Origin of the sequence: Pseudomonas sp. Irchel s3a12 (assembly GCF_900187485.1) — a bacterium.
Classification (GTDB): Bacteria; Pseudomonadota; Gammaproteobacteria; order Pseudomonadales; family Pseudomonadaceae; genus Aquipseudomonas; species Aquipseudomonas neuropathica.
On sequence record NZ_FYDN01000002.1, the window covers coordinates 369,772 to 390,681 of the forward strand.

Annotated in this window: 12 protein-coding genes; 6 read left to right on the forward strand and 6 right to left on the reverse strand. The window is 60.1% G+C overall.

What is annotated here, in order from left to right:
- Positions 1 to 260: 260 nt before the first annotated feature.
- Positions 261 to 3,749 carry a chromosome segregation protein SMC gene (gene smc / locus CKW14_RS05155; RefSeq protein ID WP_095047729.1) on the reverse strand — a complete coding sequence of 1,163 codons (3,489 nt, stop codon included), beginning with the start codon at positions 3,747 to 3,749 and terminating at the stop codon, positions 261 to 263.
- Between the two features lie 2 nt (positions 3,750 to 3,751).
- Positions 3,752 to 4,411 carry a GntR family transcriptional regulator gene (locus tag CKW14_RS05160; RefSeq protein ID WP_034152853.1) on the reverse strand — a complete coding sequence of 220 codons (660 nt, stop codon included), beginning with the start codon at positions 4,409 to 4,411 and terminating at the stop codon, positions 3,752 to 3,754.
- Positions 4,412 to 4,679: 268 nt separating this feature from the next.
- Between CKW14_RS05160 and xdhA the strand changes: the two genes are divergently transcribed.
- The 4 genes from xdhA (at position 4,680) to guaD (ending at position 10,822) form a co-directional block, all read left to right on the forward strand.
- Positions 4,680 to 6,134 (forward strand): xanthine dehydrogenase small subunit, encoded by a 1,455-nt coding sequence (gene xdhA, locus CKW14_RS05165; protein ID WP_095124883.1) that lies wholly within the window; start codon positions 4,680 to 4,682, stop codon positions 6,132 to 6,134.
- Entirely contained in the window at positions 6,127 to 8,520 is a 2,394-nt protein-coding gene (gene xdhB / locus CKW14_RS05170) for a xanthine dehydrogenase molybdopterin binding subunit (RefSeq protein ID WP_095124885.1), read from the forward strand. The genes xdhA and xdhB overlap by 8 nt, the downstream gene beginning before the upstream one ends.
- Before the next feature lie 126 nt (positions 8,521 to 8,646).
- On the forward strand, positions 8,647 to 9,504 hold the full coding sequence (xdhC, locus tag CKW14_RS05180; RefSeq protein WP_095124887.1) for a xanthine dehydrogenase accessory protein XdhC: 858 nt from the start codon (positions 8,647 to 8,649) through the stop codon (positions 9,502 to 9,504).
- A gap of 13 nt (positions 9,505 to 9,517) precedes the next feature.
- Positions 9,518 to 10,822 carry a guanine deaminase gene (gene guaD, locus CKW14_RS05185; RefSeq protein WP_095124888.1) on the forward strand — a complete coding sequence of 435 codons (1,305 nt, stop codon included), beginning with the start codon at positions 9,518 to 9,520 and terminating at the stop codon, positions 10,820 to 10,822.
- 177 nt (positions 10,823 to 10,999) lie between these two features.
- On the opposite strand, the gene CKW14_RS05190 is transcribed toward guaD, so the two are convergent.
- The gene (locus tag CKW14_RS05190) at positions 11,000 to 11,764 is read right to left on the reverse strand and encodes a GntR family transcriptional regulator (protein WP_007918375.1); all 765 of its coding nucleotides are present in this window, start codon (positions 11,762 to 11,764) and stop codon (positions 11,000 to 11,002) included.
- A gap of 354 nt (positions 11,765 to 12,118) precedes the next feature.
- On the opposite strand from CKW14_RS05190, the gene CKW14_RS05195 reads away from it, so the two are divergent.
- The gene (locus tag CKW14_RS05195) at positions 12,119 to 13,309 is read left to right on the forward strand and encodes a benzoate/H(+) symporter BenE family transporter (RefSeq protein WP_095047734.1); all 1,191 of its coding nucleotides are present in this window, start codon (positions 12,119 to 12,121) and stop codon (positions 13,307 to 13,309) included.
- Between the two features lie 242 nt (positions 13,310 to 13,551).
- Here CKW14_RS05195 and CKW14_RS05200 read toward each other — a convergent pair whose 3' ends face one another.
- Positions 13,552 to 13,896 carry a YggL family protein gene (locus tag CKW14_RS05200; protein WP_095047735.1) on the reverse strand — a complete coding sequence of 115 codons (345 nt, stop codon included), beginning with the start codon at positions 13,894 to 13,896 and terminating at the stop codon, positions 13,552 to 13,554.
- Between the two features lie 233 nt (positions 13,897 to 14,129).
- On the opposite strand from CKW14_RS05200, the gene dacB reads away from it, so the two are divergent.
- Entirely contained in the window at positions 14,130 to 15,590 is a 1,461-nt protein-coding gene (gene dacB / locus CKW14_RS05205) for a D-alanyl-D-alanine carboxypeptidase/D-alanyl-D-alanine-endopeptidase (protein ID WP_095124889.1), read from the forward strand.
- A 137-nt stretch (positions 15,591 to 15,727) separates the two neighbouring features.
- Here dacB and CKW14_RS05210 read toward each other — a convergent pair whose 3' ends face one another.
- Both CKW14_RS05210 and rlmKL read right to left on the reverse strand, forming a co-directional pair.
- Positions 15,728 to 18,109 (reverse strand): diguanylate cyclase, encoded by a 2,382-nt coding sequence (locus CKW14_RS05210; protein ID WP_095047737.1) that lies wholly within the window; start codon positions 18,107 to 18,109, stop codon positions 15,728 to 15,730.
- Between the two features lie 147 nt (positions 18,110 to 18,256).
- The gene (gene rlmKL, locus CKW14_RS05215; protein WP_095047738.1) at positions 18,257 to 20,527 is read right to left on the reverse strand and encodes a bifunctional 23S rRNA (guanine(2069)-N(7))-methyltransferase RlmK/23S rRNA (guanine(2445)-N(2))-methyltransferase RlmL; all 2,271 of its coding nucleotides are present in this window, start codon (positions 20,525 to 20,527) and stop codon (positions 18,257 to 18,259) included.
- Positions 20,528 to 20,910 lie beyond the last annotated feature (383 nt).

Here is a 20,910-nt window from a genome sequence, read left to right on the forward strand (position 1 = left end):
TAATCCCGTGCCTCTATAAAAAATGCTGAAAAATAAGGGGTTTACATTGTGCAAACCGCTTTAAAACGTGGCGCCAACTCTATGTTCTGACAGGCGTTTTGCCCACGTATACGAAAAATTGACATTAAACTAGCACGACCAAAGACAACTTTACACCGTCTGTCTCATTTGGCTTGCGCGAATATGTCGATTGGCCAGCAAGTCGCAGTTGGTAAAAAAGTCCTACAGACCTGAATTACCTTTTCCGACACCACGCTGACTCAGGCGTCCACCATCGCCATCGCCTCCTCGACATCCACGGCTACCAGTCGCGAACAACCCGGTTCATGCATCGTTACGCCCATCAACTGCTCGGCCATTTCCATGGCGATCTTGTTGTGGGTGATATAGATGAACTGCACGGTCTGCGACATCTCTTTGACCAAGCGTGCGTAGCGTCCAACGTTAGCGTCATCCAGTGGCGCGTCAACCTCATCAAGCATGCAGAACGGCGCCGGGTTCAATTTGAAGATGGCAAAAACCAGTGCCAGTGCGGTCAGGGCTTTCTCCCCGCCGGAGAGCAAATGGATGGTGCTGTTCTTCTTCCCTGGCGGCTGCGCCATGATCGTTACCCCTGTATCGAGTAGATCTTCGCCCGTCAGTTCCAAATACGCGCGCCCGCCACCGAAAACTTTCGGGAAAAGCGCCTGTAAACCACCATTGATCTGATCAAAGGTATCTTTGAAGCGGTTACGGGTTTCCTTGTCGATCTTGCGAATGACGTTTTCCAGGGTCTCCAGCGCTTCGACCAGATCGGCGTCCTGGGCATCCAGATAACGTTTACGCTCGGACTGTTGCGTGTATTCATCGATGGCCGCGAGGTTGATCGCACCCAGGCGCTGAATCCGCGCGTTGATGCGTTCGAGTTCTTCTTCGGCTTCGCGTTCACTGGCTTGCGCGGTTAATGTCGCGAGCACGCCGTTAAGATCGTAGCCGTCCTCGAGCAACTGATCCTGCAAAGCCTTGCGGCGCACGGTCAGGGCTTGCCATTCCATGCGTTGCTGTTCGAGCTGGCCGCGAATCAACTGCGATTGCTGCTCGGCCTGAGTCCGGCGCTTTTCCGCGTCGCGCAATTCGCGATCGGCATCTTCCAAAGCGATCTGCGCGGTCTTCAGTTCTTCATCGACGGTCATGCGCTTGTCGAGCAGTTCTTCGAGTTTCAGGCGCAGCTCTTCCAGCGGTGCCTCGCCCTCCTCCAGATTCAGACTCAACTGTTCGCGCTTTTCAGTCAGGCGCTCGGCCTGCATTTCCAGACGCTCCAGCGCCTGACGCGTGGAGTCATGCTGCGCGCGCAACGAGCCAAGACGCACGGCCAATTGATGCGCGTGATCCTTGTGCTGGCGCGCTTCCTGACGCACCCGGTCAAGGCGTTCGCGCAGGCTGTCGCGCTGGGCCAGCAGCAACTCGCGCTGCTCGGTGTCCAGCGCCATGGCATCCAGCGCTTCCTGCAATTGCATGCGCGCTTCGCCGATCTGTTCGTGCTCGAGTTCGCGTTGTTCGCCGAGCTCGACCAGCTCTTCATCGAGACGCGTGCGGCGCAGCGTCAGCTGTTCAGCCTTGGCTTTGCCAGCGGACAGCTGCGCTTTCAATTCACCTTGCTGGCGCGCTTCGTCTTGCAGCAAACGGCGCAAATGTTCGCGGCCGTTTTCCTGCTGACGCTGTTGCGCGCGCAGGGTTTGCAGACGGGTTTCCATAGCCTCGACCGTGGCTTCTTTCTCTTCGCGTTCGAGATGCAGCGCTTCGATTTCCTGGCCCCGGGCGAGCATGCCGCTTTCCGCTTCGCTGGCCCGACGCACGCGTAAAAAATGCCGACCGACCCAGTAACCGTCGCGGCTGATCAAGCTCTCGCCGGCGCTCAATTGCCCGCGCAAGGCCAAGGCCTGCTCGAGGCTGTCGACCGGTTTGACCTGACCGAGCCACGGCGACAGATCGATCTGCGCTTCGACCTTATCGAGCAAGCTGCCGGCGACGCGCACGCCATCGCTGGCCGGGCTGAGCAGGCGCAGATCGCCCTGAGTGAAACCGGATAAATCGAAGCCGCTGAAGTCGTCGACCAGCACCGCTTGCAGGTCGGCGCCGAGTACGGTTTCCACCGCCAGTTCCCAACCGGCCTCAACCTTCAGGCCTTCGGCCAGACGCGGACGCTCGGCGAGGTTGTGTTCTTTCAGCCATTCGGCAGTGCCGGTGCCCGGATCGAGCGCAGCTTGCTGCAAGGCTTCAAGGGAAGCCAGACGACCGTTGAGGCGCTGCAAATCACCCTGCGCCTGTTGCTGCGCGGTCAGCGCTTGCTGCAACTCCTGACGCAGTTGTTCAAGCTTTTCGACCTGCGCTTCTTCGCTGGTCTGCAAATCTTCGAGGGTCGCTTCGGACTCGGCGAGCTGCTCGTTGAGTTCCATGATCGCCGCGTCTTCCGGGTCAGCCGAGAGCAGCGCGCGCTCTTCACCGAGACGCTTTTGCCGATCAGCGAGACGCTCCATGCTGGTTTCCAGCTGCTGGATGCGCGACTGCTGCACTTCAGCCTGACGGCGCGGTTCGGCGGCGGTCAGGTTGAAGGCGTCCCACTGCTCCTGCCAGCCGTGCATGACCGATTCGGAATCTTCCAGCGCAGCGGCGGCTTCTTCGGCGGCAGCGCTGGTGACTTCCTGCTCAGGGGTGAGCATGTCCAGCTCTTCGCCGAGGGTCAGCAGCAACGTGCGGTCGTGGCCCAGGTGCGATTCGGTTTCGAGGCGTGCGCGCTCGGCTTCTTTCAAGTCGTCCTGCAACTGCCGCAAGCGTTGCTGGCCGTGCTGGATGCTCTGCTCGACGCGGGCGATGTCGCCGCCGACCGAATAGAAGCGCCCCTGCACCAGATTGAAGCGTTCGGACAGGTCATGGTGACCGTCGCGCAGACGTTCGATGGCCGCATCGGCATTGCGCTGCTCAGCGACCAGCGCTTCGAAACTGATTTCCTGGGTGCCGATGATCGACTCGCGCTGGCCAACCTGTTCGTTGAGATCCTGCCAGCGCAGGGCCGACAGTTGTGCCTTGAGCTGACGCTCCTCGGCTTTAAATTCCTGATACTTCTTCGCCGCTTCGGCCTGGCGGTGCAGGCGCTCGAGCTGACGCTCCAGCTCATCGCGCAGGTCAGTCAGACGCGCGAGGTTTTCGTGGGTGCGGCGGATGCGGTTTTCGGTCTCGCGGCGGCGCTCTTTATATTTCGAGATGCCGGCCGCTTCTTCGATGAAGTTGCGCAAGTCTTCCGGCTTGGATTCGATCAGCTTGGAGATCATCCCCTGCTCGATGATCGAATAGCTGCGCGGGCCGAGGCCGGTGCCGAGGAAAATATCGGTGATGTCGCGACGACGGCATTTGGTGCCGTTGAGGTAATAGGTGGTCTGGCTGTCGCGGGTGACTTTTCGGCGAATCGAAATCTCGGCGTAGGCGGCGTACTCGCCCAGGAGCGTGCCGTCGGAGTTGTCGAAAACCAGTTCGATACTGGCCTGACTCACCGGTTTGCGGCTGGTCGAGCCGTTGAAGATGACGTCGGTCATCGACTCGCCACGGAGGTTCTTCGCCGAACTCTCGCCCATCACCCAGCGTACGGCGTCGATGATGTTCGACTTGCCGCAACCGTTCGGCCCGACGACCGCCGCCATGTTACTGGGGAAGTTCACCGTGGTCGGGTCGACGAAGGATTTGAATCCCGCCAGTTTGATGCACTTGAGCCGCACGCTTAGGCAACCGTCAGGGCGGAAACCACCAGATCGCAGCTGCGCTGGGCGTAAGCCGTCAGCACGATGCGGATCTGCGGCAAATCACGGGCGAGCACGGCGGCGAGCAGGCGTTCGAACAGTTCGAGGAACTCGCTCATTGAAGCCTTGCGCTGTTCGAGGGCGAGGAAGTACGCACGGCTCATCGCCGGTTGCAGGTTCTCGACGGTCTCTTGCAGGTACGGGTTGTTGGCGAACGGATAGGCAGCGCGCATTACGGCGAAGCTGTCGTCGACGAAGCTGCGGATATCCTGACGCTCGTAGCTGGCGGTCAGGCGCTGCTGGATCTGCACGAACGGCGCCATGTCCGATTGCACTTGCCAGCCATTGGCCACCGCGTTGCCGAGCAGGATGTACAGCTCGCTCATCAACGTGCATAGGCTCTGCACCTTGTGCGGGGTCAGCTCGGTGACGTGCGCACCACGGCGCGGCAGGATCGCAATCAGGTGACGGCGCTCAAGGATCAGCAAGGCTTCACGGACCGAACCGCGGCTGACATTCAGTGCCAGCGTGACCTTCTGTTCCTGGATGCGCTCTCCCGGCTTCATTTCGCCACGAATGATGCGTTCGGCGAGGTGGTGAGCGATTTGCTCGGCGAGGCTGTCCGGCGCCTTGAACGTCATGGTTGTCCTTCAAACTCTATCGATCTGCACAAGCGGCGCAGTGTAGCGCAAATGCACGGTCATGGCGGAGTGCCCACTCAGCGGTTTTTGGCACGATTCCCGCAAAAAAGCAGGGGATCCGATGAGGGTCAATACTGAATAGACACGTTGTTGATCGACGAAATGCCTTTTCCTGACCTTTAAGTCAGAAAACCATTGACCGAAAAGTCAGACCTGCTAAATTCGGTTCACGTCGGTTAACAACAATAATGAGTCTGCGAGGCCTTCCGTGATCCAGTTTTTACTTAACCAGGAACTCCGTAGCGAGCACGCCCTGGACCCGAATCTGACTGTGCTCAATTACCTGCGTGAACACGTCGGCAAATCCGGCACCAAAGAAGGTTGCGCCAGCGGTGACTGCGGCGCTTGCACCGTGGTGGTCGGCGAATTGCAAACGGATGACGCTGGCCGCGAACACATTCGCTATCGCAGCCTCAACTCGTGCCTGACGTTCGTGTCGTCGCTGCACGGCAAACAACTGATCAGCGTCGAAGACCTCAAGCACAAAGGCGAACTGCACAGCGTGCAGAAAGCCATGGTCGAGTGCCACGGCTCGCAGTGCGGTTTCTGCACCCCCGGCTTTGTCATGTCGCTGTTCGCCCTGCAAAAGAACAGCGATGCACCGGATCACGCCAAGGCCCACGAAGCGCTGGCCGGCAACCTCTGCCGCTGCACCGGCTACCGCCCTATTCTGGCCGCTGCCGAGCAATCCTGCTGCGGCAAGCAACCAGATCAGTTCGATGCCCGCGAAACGGAGACCATCGCGCGCCTCAAAGCCATCGCCCCGACCGATATCGGCGAACTCAACAGCGGCGACAAGCGCTGCCTGGTGCCGCTGACTGTCGCCGACCTTGCCGATCTCTACGACGCGTACCCACAAGCGCGTCTGCTCGCTGGCGGTACCGATCTGGCGCTGGAAGTCACCCAATTCCACCGCACCCTGCCGGTGATGATCTACGTCGGCAACGTCGCGGAAATGAAGCGCATCGACACCTTCGAAGACCGCATCGAAATCGGCGCGGCCACCGCCCTCTCCGACTGCTACGAAGCGTTGAACGCCGAGTACCCGGACTTCGGCGAACTGCTGCACCGCTTCGCCTCGCTGCAAATCCGCAACCAGGGCACCCTCGGCGGCAACATCGGCAACGCCTCGCCGATCGGTGACTCGCCACCGCTGCTGATCGCCCTCGGCGCGCAGGTCGTGCTGTGTAAAGGCGAAACCCGCCGCACCCTGAACCTGGAAGATTACTTCATCGATTACAAAGTCACGGCCCGTCAGGAAAGTGAATTCATCGAGAAGATCATCGTCCCGCGCGCCAGCGCCGAGCAATTGTTCCGTGCCTACAAAGTCTCCAAGCGTCTGGACGATGACATCTCCGCCGTCTGCGCCGCGTTCAACCTGCGCGTCGAAAACGGCGTGATCACCGATGCACGCATGGCTTTCGGCGGTATGGCCGCGATCCCGAAACGCGCTGCCCACTGTGAAGCCGCGCTGATCGGTGCGCCGTTCACCAACACGGTGGTCGAACGCGCCTGCGCCGCACTGGCGGAAGATTTCACGCCGCTCTCGGACTTCCGCGCCAGCAAGGAATATCGCCTGCTCAGCGCGCAGAACCTGCTGCGCAAATACTTCATCGAACTGCAAACACCGCACATCGAGACTCGGGTGACCGCTTATGTCTAACCATCACGGCGTAGAAAAAACCCAGGCTGAACTGGCTGAATTGTTCGCCAAGGACCTGACCTCCGGTGTCGGCCGCAGCGTCAAGCACGACAGCGCCGCCAAGCACGTGTCCGGTGAAGCGCAGTACATCGATGATCGCCTGGAATTTCCCAACCAGTTGCACCTGTATGCACGCATGTCGGACCGCGCCCACGCGAAGATCATCAGCATCGACACCTCGCCGTGCTACGCCTTCGAAGGCGTGCGCATCGCCATCACCCACGAAGACGTGCCGGGCCTGAAAGACATCGGCCCGCTGATGCCGGGCGACCCGTTGCTGGCCATCGATGACGTGCAGTTCGTCGGTCAACCGGTGCTTGCCGTCGCCGCAAAGGATCTGGAAACCGCGCGCAAAGCCGCGATGGCCGCGATCATCGAATACGAAGATCTCGAACCCGTGCTCGACGTAGTCGAAGCCCTGCGCAAACGCCACTTCGTCCTCGACAGTCACACCCACCAGCGCGGCGATTCGGTTTCCGCGCTGGCGACCGCTGAACACCGCATTCAGGGCACGCTGCACATCGGTGGCCAGGAACACTTCTATCTGGAGACGCAAATCTCCTCGGTGATGCCGACTGAAGATGGCGGCATGATCGTTTACTGTTCGACGCAGAACCCGACCGAAGTACAGAAACTGGTTGCCGAAGTGCTCGACGTATCGATGAACAAAATCGTCGTCGACATGCGCCGCATGGGCGGTGGTTTCGGTGGCAAGGAAACTCAAGCCGCAAGCCCGGCGTGCCTGTGCGCGGTGGTTGCGCACCTCACCGGCCAGCCGACGAAGATGCGCCTGCCGCGCGTCGAAGACATGCTGATGACCGGCAAGCGTCACCCGTTCTACGTCGAGTACGACGTCGGCTTCGACAGCACCGGGCGCCTGCACGGGATCAACATGGACCTAGCCGGCAACTGCGGCTGCTCGCCGGACCTGTCCGCGTCGATCGTTGACCGGGCGATGTTCCACTCGGACAACTCGTACTACCTCGGCGATGCGACCATCAATGGTCACCGCTGCAAGACCAACACCGCGTCGAACACCGCTTACCGTGGTTTCGGTGGCCCGCAAGGCATGGTTGCGATTGAAGAAGTGATGGACGCGATTGCCCGTCACCTGCACCTCGACCCACTTGCGGTGCGCAAGGCCAACTACTACGGCAAGACCGAGCGCAACGTCACCCACTACTACCAGACCGTCGAGCACAACATGCTCGAAGAGATGACCGCCGAACTGGAAGAAAGCAGCCAGTACCACGAGCGCCGTGAAGCGATTCGTCGCTACAACGCCAACAGCCCGATCCTGAAAAAAGGCCTGGCGCTGACCCCGGTGAAATTCGGCATTTCCTTCACCGCCAGTTTCTTGAACCAGGCCGGTGCGCTAATCCACATCTACACCGATGGCAGCATCCACCTGAACCATGGCGGCACCGAAATGGGTCAGGGCCTGAACACCAAAGTCGCGCAGGTCGTGGCCGAAGTGTTCCAGGTCGAAATCGATCGTGTGCAGATCACTGCGACCAACACCGACAAGGTGCCAAACACCTCGCCGACGGCAGCGTCCAGCGGCGCCGACTTGAACGGTAAAGCGGCGCAGAACGCGGCGGAAATCATCAAGAAACGCCTGATCGAATTCGCTGCACGTCACTACAAAGTCACTGAAGAAGACGTTGAATTCCACAACGGCCACGTGCGTGTTCGTGACCATATCCTGACCTTTGAAGCGCTGATCCAGCAGGCGTATTTCAATCAGGTCTCGCTGTCGAGCACTGGCTTCTACAAGACCCCGAAAATCTACTACGACCGCAGCCAAGCGCGTGGTCGTCCGTTCTACTACTTCGCCTTCGGCGCGGCGTGCTGCGAAGTGATCGTCGACACCCTGACCGGCGAGTACAAGATGCTGCGCACCGACATCCTTCACGACGTAGGCGCCTCGCTGAACCCGTCCATCGACATCGGTCAGGTCGAAGGTGGCTTCATCCAGGGCATGGGCTGGCTGACCATGGAAGAGCTGGTCTGGAACAACAAAGGCAAGCTGATGACCAACGGCCCGGCCAGCTACAAGATCCCGGCCGTGGCGGACATGCCGCTGGACCTGCGGGTGAAGCTGGTGGAAAACCGCAAGAACCCGGAAGACACGGTGTTCCATTCCAAAGCTGTCGGTGAGCCGCCGTTCATGCTCGGGATTGCGTCGTGGTGTGCGATCAAGGATGCAGTGGCGAGCCTCGGTGATTACAAACATCAGCCGCAGATCGATGCGCCGGCGACCCCGGAGCGGGTGTTGTGGGGGTGTGAGCAGATGCGTCAGTTGAAAGCGGTGAAAGCCGTCGAAGCTGAAACCGCGGTTGTTTGATGATCGTTCCCACGCTCTGCGTGGGAATGCAGCCCGCGACGCTCTGCGTCGCATCCTGAACAGCGGACGCGGAGCGTCCAGTGATGCATTCCCACGCAGAGCGTGGGAACGATCTGAGAGGTGTGTATGTACAACTGGATCGACGCCCTCGCCGACCTGCAGAACCAGGGCGAACCCTGCGTTCTGGTGACGATCATCGAAGAACTCGGCTCGACGCCACGCAACGCCGGCTCGAAAATGGTCATCAGTGCCAATCAGAGTTTCGACACCATCGGTGGCGGGCATCTGGAATATAAAGCCATGCAGATCGCCCGCGATATGCTCGCCAGCGGTAAGCAGGACACCCACTTGGAGCGCTTCAGTCTCGGCGCCAGCCTGGGCCAGTGCTGCGGCGGCGCCACCGTGTTGCTGTTCGAACCGATGGGCCAGGTGCAGGCGCAGATCGCTGTGTTCGGTGCCGGCCACGTTGGCCGCGCCCTCGTGCCGCTGCTCGCCAGCCTGCCCTGCCGGGTGCGCTGGATCGATTCGCGCGAGGCCGAATTCCCCGAACAGATCCCCCACGGCGTGCGTAAAATCGTCGCCGAAGAGCCTGTGGATGAAATCGATGAGCTGCCCGCCGGCAGTTATTGCATCGTCATGACCCACAACCATCAACTCGACCTGGAACTCACCGCCGCGATTCTCAAGCGCAACGACTTCGCTTACTTCGGCCTGATCGGCTCGAAAACCAAACGGGCGAAGTTCGAACATCGTTTGCGCGATCGTGGTTTCGACAGCGGCGTCGTGCAACGCATGCGCTGCCCGATGGGCATCGGCGAAGTCAAAGGCAAACTGCCTGTGGAAATCGCCATCTCCATCGCCGGCGAAATCATCGCCACCTACAACGCCAACTTCGGCCAGCAGACTGCCAGCGCCGAACCGATTGCCAAACTGCTGCCGGTGTCGCGGCGCAGTCAAGCCACCAAACTCAAAGCCTCAAACTGATTAGAGAACCCTCATGCCTCTGACTCGCAAAGCCTACCGCGCCGCCATCCTGCACAGCATCGCCGACCCCGCCGAAGTCGGGATCGAAGCCTCCTACGAATATTTCGAGGACGGCCTGCTGGTGGTCGATGGCGGCAAGATCAGCGCCCTTGGCCATGCCAGTGATTTGCTGCCGACCCTGCCGTCGGACATCGAAATTGAGCATTACCAAGACGCGTTGATCACCCCGGGCTTCATCGACACCCACATTCACTTTCCGCAAACCGGCATGGTCGGTGCCTACGGCGAGCAACTGCTCGACTGGCTGAACACCTACACCTTCCCGTGCGAAAGCCAGTTCGGCGACAAGGTCCACGCCGACGAAGTCGCTGACATTTTCGTCAAGGAGCTGCTGCGCAACGGCACCACCACCGCACTGGTGTTTGGCAGCGTGCACCCGCAATCGGTGAACTCGTTATTCGAAGCGGCCGAGAAGCTCGACCTGCGGATGATCGCCGGTAAGGTGATGATGGACCGCAACGCCCCGGACTACCTGACCGACACCGCCGAATCGAGCTATGTCGACAGCAAAGCGCTGATCGAGCGCTGGCATGGCAAGGGTCGTCTGCACTATGCGGTCACCCCGCGCTTCGCACCGACCAGCACCCCGGAACAGCTGACACTCGCCGGCCAACTGCTGACCGAGTATCCGGATCTGTACATGCAGACCCACATCAGCGAAAACCTCAAGGAAATCGAGTGGGTCAAGGAGCTGTTCCCGGAGCGCAAGGGCTACCTCGACGTTTACGATCACTACAAACTGCTCGGCGAGCGCTCGGTGTTCGCCCACGGCGTGCACCTGTGCGACGACGAATGCGCGCGACTGGCGGAAACCGGCTCGGCGATCTCGTTCTGCCCGACCTCGAACTTCTTCTTGGGTAGTGGCCTGTTCAACCTGCCGATGGCCGAGAAGCACAAGCTCAATGTCGGTCTGGGCACTGACGTTGGCGGCGGCACCAGTTTCTCGCTGCTGCAGACGCTGAACGAAGCGTACAAAGTGATGCAACTGCAAGGTGCGCGCCTGAGCCCGTTCAAGTCGCTGTACCTGGCGACCCTGGGTGGCGCGCGGGCGCTGCGTCTGGAAGACAAGATCGGCACCCTGCAACCGGGTTCCGACGCTGACTTCCTGGTGCTCGATTACAACGCCACGCCGCTGCTGAGCTACCGCTTGAAGCAGGCCAACAACATTGCCGAGACGTTGTTTGTGTTGATGACGCTGGGTGATGACCGCACGGTGCAGCAGACGTATGCGGCGGGTGCGCTGGTGCATCAGCGCTAATTTCCCCCGCCCCATGATCATTCCCACGCTCTGCGTGGGAATGCAGCCCGTGACGCTCCGCGTCACTGGACGCGGAGCGTCCCCAGAGGCATTCCCACGCAGAGCGTGGGAACGATCAGACAGGCACAAAAAATCCCCCGCAACTTTTCAGCTGCGGGGGATTTTTCTATTGGTCAGTCAGAGCTTGGCCGCAGGGCGCCCCGGCTTCTTGGTCTGCAACAAATGCGAGAACACCGCATGCAGATCATCCGACGCGCCTTCCTCGTCGAGGTTGAGCTTGCTGTCGATGTGATCCATGTGATGCATCATCAGATTCACCGCCAGCTCACCGTCGCGCTTCTCGATCGCGTCGATCAACTGGGTGTGTTCGTCGTACGAGCAATGCGAGCGGTTGCCGCTTTCGTACTGGGCAATGATCAGCGACGTCTGCGAAACAAGGCTGCGCTGGAAGCTGATCAACGGGGCGTTCATCGCCGCTTCCGCCAGCTTCAGGTGGAATTCGCCCGACAGACGAATACCGGCGCCGCGATCGCCACGGGAGAAGCTGTCGCGCTCATCGTTGACCATCTGCCGCAGCTCGGCGATCTGCTCGGCGGTGGCGTGTTGCACCGCCAGCTCAGTGATCGCGCGTTCGACCAGGCGACGGGCAAGAAACACCTGACGGGCTTCTTCAACACTCGGGCTGGCAACTACGGCGCCACGGTTCGGCCGCAACAGCACCACGCCTTCATGGGCCAGACGCGAGAGCGCGCGGCGAATGATGGTGCGGCTGACCCCGAAGATTTCCCCCAGCGCTTCTTCGCTCAATTTGGTGCCGGGCGCCAGACGCTGTTCGAGGATGGCCTCGAAGATATGCGCGTAGACAATATCGTCCTGGGTTCCGCTGCGGCCGGCTTTGCCTGCTCGCGGTTGTTTCTTGAGGGGTTGCAACTGTTCGTTCATGGGCACTCGAGTCGGGAGAACTGCGGCGAATAGACCGTGACTGTAATACGGCACAGTAGGTCGCTGGCAAGTATCGCGTAAAAAACAGCGCGATTGTACACAATGGAAGGTGGCAACACGACTGTACGGCTGTTTGTGACTTCCGCTGTATTGCAACGATCCGTTACGTTTGAGTTTAGGCTTGATCACAGAATCCGCCGCCAGAACACCGCCTCCCCTGTAGGAGCTGCCGAAGGCTGCGATCTTTTGACTTTGATTTTAAGAAGCAAGATCAACAGATCGCAGCCTTCGGCAGCTCCTACAAGGGTTTGCGTCATGGCGGACATCTTCATTGGTATAAGGAACACCGCCGTCATGAACGACGCCACGCACACTCAACTGCGCCCACTGGCCGACACATCACCGTCGGCGATCGTCGCGGGATTCATCGCGATGATGACCGGCTACACCAGCTCGCTGGTGCTGATGTTCCAGGCCGGGCAAGCGGCCGGGCTGAGCAGCGGGCAGATTTCCTCGTGGATCTGGGCGATCTCGATCGGCATGGCGGTGTGCTCGATTGGTTTGTCGCTGCGTTATCGCACGCCCATCACCATCGCCTGGTCGACCCCCGGCGCAGCGTTGCTGATCACCAGCCTCGGCGGCGTGAGCTATGGCGAGGCCATCGGCGCCTACATCACCTGCGCCGTGCTGGTGACGATCTGCGGCCTGACCGGCAGCTTCGAACGCCTGGTGAAAAAGATCCCCGCTTCACTGGCGGCGGCATTGTTGGCAGGAATTCTGTTCAAGATCGGCAGTGAAATCTTCGTCGCCGCACAGCACCGCACCGGGCTGGTGCTGGGGATGTTCTTCACTTATCTGCTGATCAAACGCCTGTCGCCGCGTTATGCCGTGCTCGCCGCGCTGCTGATCGGCACCGCGCTGTCAGGCTTTATGGGTCTGCTCGACTTCAGCGGTTTTCATCTGGAAGTGGCGACACCAGTGTGGACCACCCCGCACTTCTCGCTGGCGGCGACCATCAGCATCGGCATTCCGCTGTTCGTGGTCGCGATGACCTCGCAGAACATGCCCGGGATCGCCGTGCTGCGCGCCGATGGTTACAACGTGCCGGCCTCACCGCTGATCACCACCACCGGTATTGCCTCGCTGCTGCTGGCGCCATTCGGCTCCCACGGCATCAACCTCGCAGCGATCAGCGCGGCGATCTGCACCGGGCCGCACGCCCATGAAGATCGCAACAAGCGCTACACCGCTGCGGTCTGGTGCGGGATTTTCTACGGGATTGCCGGGGTGTTCGGCGCCACATTGGCGGCATTGTTTGCGGCGCTGCCGAAGGAACTGGTGCTGTCGATTGCCGCGCTGGCGCTGTTTGGTTCGATCATCAATGGTTTGAGCATTGCCATGACCGAGGTGAAGGAACGCGAAGCGGCGCTGATTACCTTTATGGTCACGGCGTCGGGGTTGACGTTGTTTTCCATTGGTTCGGCGTTTTGGGGGATTGTCGCGGGGGTTTTGACGCTGGTGATTCTGAATTGGCGTAAAGCTTAAGGTCAAAAGCCCCTCACCCTAGCCCTCTCCCCGGGGGAGAGGGGACTGACCGAGGTGTTTGGAAGACATACGCCGACGTGGGATACCGAGTCGAACTCAAATTTTGAAAAGCCCATAAATCGGCCCCCTCTCCAGGGGGAGAGGGCTGGGGTGAGGGGCAGGCCCAGCGTACAACTCGAGCCGAACACCCAAACACCAGACGAAAAAAAACGGCGACCCTTAGGTCGCCGTTTCCCATGACATCAAGCTACCGGATTGATCGGCTTTTCCGGATACCAAACGTCCAGCAGCGGGCTGACTTCATACTTGGTCAGCTCGGAGCGGGTTTTCAGCCAGGCTTCAACGGCAGCGCGCTGCTCTTCGTTGACCGAGCCACGCTTCTGCAGGCAAACCAGACCGAAGTCGTCGCCGCCAACATAACCCAGACCATTGGCTTCCATGGCTTCTTTGATGAAGGCTTCGAGGAAAGCGTCAATGGCTTCTTCGGACAAGTCTTCTTTGAAGTCCAGGTTCAGCTCGAAACCCAGCTCTTGAAATTCATCAACGCACAGTTTTTTGCGCAGACGCTGGGAACGGTTAGTCGCCATTGGAACAATCCTCTTAAGTAAATACGGCGGGCACTTTACCAGTTTAAGCAATCGATTGCCCGACTCTCTGGACACAGCGACCGCCCGCCTGTAAAAAAATAACGTATTGGCCTGCCCGGACAAGGCACAACCTGTTACAGGTTGGGGCATAATGCCGACACTTTCGTGACCACTGAGGACCTTTTCATCCATGTCCTCGTCTTTTTCCCCTCGGCTGTAGGGTTTTATTTCATATGATCAAATCGTTGCGTCCACTGTTTCTCGCCGGCCTTCTTCTGCCCCTGGCGCTGCCTGTTTCTGCTGCCACCATCAATACTTCCCTGACTCCCAACGTTGAAAAAGCCCTCAAGGCGAGCAAATTGCAGCCCAGCGCCCTGTCGCTGGTGATGGTGCCGCTCGACGGCCCGGGCACGCCGACCGTGTTCAACGCCGACGTGTCGGTCAACCCGGCCTCGACCATGAAACTGGTGACCACTTACGCGGCGCTGGAAATGCTCGGCCCCAACCATCAGTGGAAGACCGAGTTCTACACCGATGGCGACCTGAACGGAGGCATCCTCAACGGCAACCTTTACCTCAAGGGCGGCGGCGATCCAAAGCTGAACATGGAAAAGCTCTGGCTGCTGATGCGCGACCTGCGCGCCAACGGTGTGACGCAAATCACCGGTGATCTGATCCTCGACCGTAACTTCTTCGTGCAGCCAGTGCTGCCGGAATTCAACGATGACGGTAATGACGAGAACAAGCCGTTCCTGGTCAAACCCGACTCCTTGCTGGTCAACCTCAAGGCCCTGCGCTTTGTTGCCCGTAACGATAACGGCCGGGTACTGATTTCGGTTGAGCCGCCGATTGCCAGCGTGCGTATCGAAAACACTGTCAAAGCGCTGCCTTCCAAACAATGCACCGGTGGCGTGCGCTACAACCCGGTGCCGCAGGCCGATGGCAGCGTGACCGTGACCGTGGCCGGCCAATTGGGCGAAGGTTGCAGTTCACAGACTTATCTGTCGCTGCTCGATCACGCGACCTACACCGCCGGCGCCGTCCGCGCGATCTGGAAAGAGCTGGGTGGCAGCATTCAGGGCAAGGATCGTCTGGCCTCGACGCCGGGCAACGCCAAACTTCTCGCTCGTGCCTACTCGCCGGACCTGGCGGAAATCATCCGCGACATCAACAAATACAGTAACAACACCATGGCCCAGCAGCTGTTCCTCAGCCTCGGCCAGCGCTTCCGCAACGACGCCGACGGGGATGACGCCAAGGCAGCGCAGCGCGTAGTGCGTCAGTGGATGGCGAAGAAAGGCATCACTGCGCCACATCTGGTGATGGAGAACGGCTCCGGTTTGTCTCGCGCCGAACGTGTCAGCGCCCGTGAGATGGCGAGCATGCTGCAGGCGGCGTGGCACAGCCCGTATGCCGCGGAATACATCAGCTCGCTGCCGATCGCCGGTACCGACGGCACCATGCGTAAACGCCTGAAAACCACTGCGATGCGCGGTGAGGCTCACGTCAAGACCGGCACTCTGAACACCGTGCGCGCGATCGCCGGCTTCAGCCGTGATGTGAATGGCAACACCTGGGCAGTGGTGGCGATCCTCAACGACAAGGCGCCGTTTGGTGCATCGTCGGTGCTCGATCAGGTACTGCTGGATCTGTACAAACAGCCGAAACTGGCGCAGACCGCTTCGGTCCTGTAACGCCGTTCAAGCAACACCACAAAACCCTGTGGGAGCTGGCTTGCCAGCGATTGCGGAATGTCAGCCACTGAATATGCTGACTGAAATGACGCTATCGCTGGCAAGCCAGCTCCCACAGGGGTTGCGGCGTATTGAAGTCAGCTCATCTGCTCGACGCGATCACGCCCGCGCTGCTTTGCCATATACACGCCCGAATCCGCCCTCAGCAACAGCGCATCCGCGCCCTCCCCCGGTCGCCAACTGGCGATACCAAAACTCGCGGTCACCACGCCAACCACATCCACCGGCGCACTGCGCAAACCCTGCCATAACTCGATCGCCAGCGTGTGCGCATGCTCGCCGTCGATGTCCGGGCACAGCACCATGAACTCTTCGCCGCCCAACCGACAAAACACATCGGTACGCCGCAGACGATGGCCGATGCGTTCGCACACCGCTTGCAGCACCCGGTCGCCCACGGCATGGCCGTATTGATCGTTGATACGTTTGAAATGGTCGATATCGAGCATGATCACCGACAGCTCGCCGCCGCCGCGCTCGACCCGGGCCATTTCCGTGGTCAGGCGTTCCTGGAAGTAGCGACGGTTGTGGATGCCGGTCAACGAGTCGGTCACCGACAATGCGCGCAATTCTTCTTCCACGCGTTTCAGGTCGGAAATATCCGAGATATAGCCGTGCCAGAGTACGCCGCCGCCCGGCAGTTCTTCCGGCGTCGCCTCACCGCGCACCCAGCGCAGGCCGCGCTCGGGCAGTTGCACGCGATATTCCTCGCGCCACGGGCTGAGGCTGTCGGCCGAGGCGCGAATGGAAGAGCGCACACGAGTAACGTCCTGTGGATGAATGCGCGTGAAGATCGCCTCGGCGTTGAACAGCAGCACGTCCGGCTCCAGTTCGTAGATCTCGCGGATGCCGTCGCTGGCGTAGATCACGCTGAAGCGCCCATCGAATTCCATCTTGAATTGATAAATGCCTCCGGGCACGTGCGCGCTGAGTTTCTTCAGCAACACATCCCGCGCCGCCAGCACCTCGTGCACGCGCTTGCGCTCGGTGATGTCGATGCAGATCGCTAGGTGTCCGACCCACAACCCCTGCTCATCCAGCACCGGCGTGGCGAGCATGTTCACCGGAATATGGCTGCCATCGCTGCGCACCAGCGTCCACTCGCGGGCCTCGTGTCCGCCGACCTCACCGCCCTCGACCAGCATCGCGTGGCAGGTCGGGATGCTTTTCCCGTAGCGCGCACTCAACTCGGCAGCGCGGGCCATCAGCTCACGGGGCAGGTGCAGGTTTTCCAGGGTCATGTGACCGACGACATCGGCGCTGCTGTAGCCGAGCATTTGTTCGGCACCGGGGTTGAAGGTGTTGATCACGCCGCGCAAGTCGGTGGCGATGATTGCCACCTGCGTCGCCGCATTGAGCACGCCGCGCAACTGACCGTGGGTGCCGCGCAATTCCTGTTCGCTGGCGTGCAGCTCCTGCGTGCGCAGTTCGACCATGCGCAAGGCGCGCTGACGCTGACTGACCAACACGTAGAGCAAGGCGCTGAGCAGCAAACTGAGCAAGCTGCCCAGAATGATCACGCTACCGACCGACGAATGATTGGCCTGCGCGAAGGCGTCGCTCGGCAGAATATCGACCTGATAGTCGTGATCGGCCATGCGCAGTAACCGCGTGGCCGACAGGTCGCTCGGCGCCGGCTCGTTGGTCGACTCGAACAACACTTCGTGCTGATCATGGGTCGACATGTCGAGAATGCGCACCGACAGATAGTCATGGAAGGCATCAGGCAGACCGTCGGCCAGCAACTGGCGCATGCTGATTACCGCCATCACGTAGCCAAAGGATTGGCGCTCGCCACTGTGGCTCACTGGCGCCACCAGCAGCACACCGCGCGCATAGGACGGCTCGATACTGACTAGGTGCATCGGTTGCGACACCGCCAGCCCGCCGCGTTTGTCGGCACGTTGCAGGGTGTCCCGGCGCAAGGGTTGCGCCAGCAGGTCATAGCCTAACGGTGAGCCGAGCCGACTTTGCGTCTGGCTATAGAGCACCGGCACGTATTCATCGCGCACGCCAGCCAGTTGCAGCTCGCCCTGAGCACTCAATTCTCGGAGGGAAAAGTTGGTCAGACCTTCATCACGCACCCGCTGCTCGAATGCGGCGCGCTCGGCTCCATTGACCTTGAGGGCAAACGAATAGGCCTGGGTACGCATCAATAAGGGTTGGGTGTAACCGTCGAATTCGGCGCGAGACACCGATTCAGAGTTGGCGAAGAAGCGGCGCAGGCCGTCTAGGCGTTGTTCCTGATCCTGAAAGCGTTCTTCGATGCGGGTGTAACGTTCGTTGGCCAGCAATTGGAAACGCTGACGGGTTTGTTGCTGGAACTGATTGAGAGTGGCCCAGGCGAGCAGCCCCGTGAGAATCCCGCCGGCGAGCAATACCAGCAGCGCGACCAGCCAGGCCGAGACGTCTTCACTGATGAAACCCAGAATCTTTGGGCGCACGGGGTGCAACGACATAAAGACAACTCACACTACGCCAGCATTTACGGGAAAACCCCATTGACCGTGTGTGAGTTATAGCTATTAGCCACTAATTTAGCTAGCGCGGGCAGATCCACGGAGCCTTTAAAAATCAAGGCTCTGTGGATCCAATTGCGCAAAGCGTCAACGAGCCGTGATTTTCCAGGCGCGGTGGATCTTGGTGTTACGGGCGAAATCCGGATCAATGGTCTGCGCGCTGATTTCCTCGACCGCGTAACGCTCGGCGAGGTTTTCTTCCAACTGGAACTTGCGGAAGTTGTTGGAGAAATACAGCACGCCACCGGTTGCCAGACGGGCCATGGCCAGGTCGATCAACTGTACCTGGTCACGCTGCACATCGAAGATGCCTTCCATGCGCTTGGAGTTGGAGAAGGTCGGCGGATCGATGAAGATCAGGTCGTACTCGTCACGGCTGCTTTCCAGCCACGCCATCACATCGCCCTGCTCCAGACGGTTCTTGTCGGAGTAACCGTTCAGCGACAGGTTACGGCGTGCCCAGTCGAGGTAGGTTTTCGACAGGTCGACGCTGGTGGTGCTGCGCGCGCCGCCCTTGGCCGCGTGCACGCTGGCGGTCGCGGTGTAGCAGAACAGATTGAGGAAGCGCTTGCCGGCGGCCTCTTTCTGAATGCGCATGCGCATCGGGCGGTGGTCGAGGAACAGACCCGTGTCGAGGTAGTCGGTGAGGTTGACCAGCAACTTCACGCCGCCCTCGCTGACTTCATTGAACTTGCCCTGTGCAGCCTGACGCTCGTACTGCTTGGTGCCGCTCTGGCGTTCGCGGCGTTTGACCACCACGCGGCTCTTGTCGACGTTCAGCGCCTGCGGAATGGCGGCCAAGGCGTCGAACATGCGCGCCGAGGCTTTTTCCGGATCGATGGACTTCGGTGCGGCGTATTCCTGGACGTGCACCCAATCGTGGTACAGGTCGATGGCCATCGCGTACTCAGGCATGTCGGCATCGTAGACGCGGTAGCAATCGATGCCTTCGCGCTTGACCCACTTGCCCATGGCCTTGAGGTTCTTTTGCAGGCGGTTCGCAAACATCTGCCCGCCTTCGCTCAAGCGCGGTTGCTCGATCACCGGTGCCGGAGCTGGCGTTGGCTTGATCGGGTTACCGTTCTTGTTGAACTTGCGTTCTTGCGGCTCGTCCGGGGTCTGATCGTAAGCCGCTTGCTCACGCTCGGCCTGACGCTGTTCCGGGGTACGACGCTCGCCGGTGACGAACTGATCCGGCAGCACTTTGATCAACAGCAGTTTGCACGGCAGCGCGCCGTTCCAGAACGAATACTGTTTGTGGCTGCGAATACCCATGCGCTTGCCCAGATCCGGCGCGCCGGTGAACACCGCCGCTTCCCAGTTCAGGCAAGCCTGACGCAGGCGCTCGCCGAGGTTCTGGTAGAGATACAGCAGGCTGGCTTCGTCGCCGAGACGCTCGCCGTACGGTGGGTTGCAGATGACCAGACCTTTCTGGTTCTGATCCGGACGCGGCTCGAAGGTCGCGACTTCGCCCTGGTAGATCTTGATCCACTCGCTCAGGCCAGCACGCTCAACGTTGTTGCGGCCTGGCTGAATCAGACGTGGGTCAGCTTCATAACCACGAATCCACAGCGGTGGCTTGGCCAGACCGGCAGCGGCACGCTCAACGGCTTCTTCATGGAGTTTTTTCCACAGCGCCGGCACATGACCGAGCCATGCGGTGAAGCCCCACTGCTCACGGCGCAGGTTCGGCGCCATATCAGCGGCGATCATGCCGGCTTCGACGAGGAACGTACCGACACCGCACATCGGGTCAGCCAGCGCGCCGCCTTCAGCGGCAATGCGCGGCCAGCCGGAACGGATCAGGATCGCCGCCGCGAGGTTTTCCTTCAGCGGTGCAGCGCCCTGCTGCAAGCGATAGCCGCGCTGGTGCAGGCTGTGGCCGGACAGGTCGAGGGAGAGAATCGCTTCGCCGCGATCCAGACGCAGGTGAATGCGCAGGTCCGGGTTGAGCTTGTCGATCGACGGACGGTCGCCCTGCGGCGTGCGCAGTTTGTCGACGATGGCGTCTTTGACTTTCAGGGCACCGAAGTGGGTGTTGTCGATGCCTGAGCCGTGGCCGCTGAATTCAACGGCCAGGGTGCCGTCGCTGAGCATGTGATCCTGCCACTCGATGTCGAGCACACCGTGGTAGAGGTCTTCAGCGTCTTTCATCGGGAAACGCTTGAGTACCAGCAACACGCGGTTGGCCAGACGCGACCAGAGGCACAGGCGATAAGCGGTTTCCATGGTCGCCATGCCACGCACGGCGGAAGTGTGCTCGCGCGCTTCTTCAAGGCCAAGCCCGACGGCTTCCTCGATGAGCAGGCCTTCAAGACCTTTAGGGCAAGTGAGGAAGAGTTCGAAACGGTCGGACATGGTATTTCCAGAGCCTTTGGCTAGTGAATCGGCAACGCATTGCCGATCCGGTTTTCAATCAGGCGCTTTTCTAAAAGAACGCCCGCGTGGCACGAAGGTGTGCCGTTCCATCCCCGCTGCTCGGGTTAAAAGAGCTTAGATGCCGGGACAGATAAAAAAGTTGATGAAACAAAAAGTCTTAAAGCGACCCTTCGTCGCTTTATACCCCAGCGCAAACGTGGGTCATTCTCACTAAAGAATTAACCCCATCATGCAGCGCGGGGCCGATCATACCGGGGTTTGCTGAAAAACCGTGCATGAAACCCGTCGTTACTTATGGCTGTAGCACCAATTTCGTTACGTCCTTATGACAAAACGATCATTCCCTCGGTGTGACTCATTGG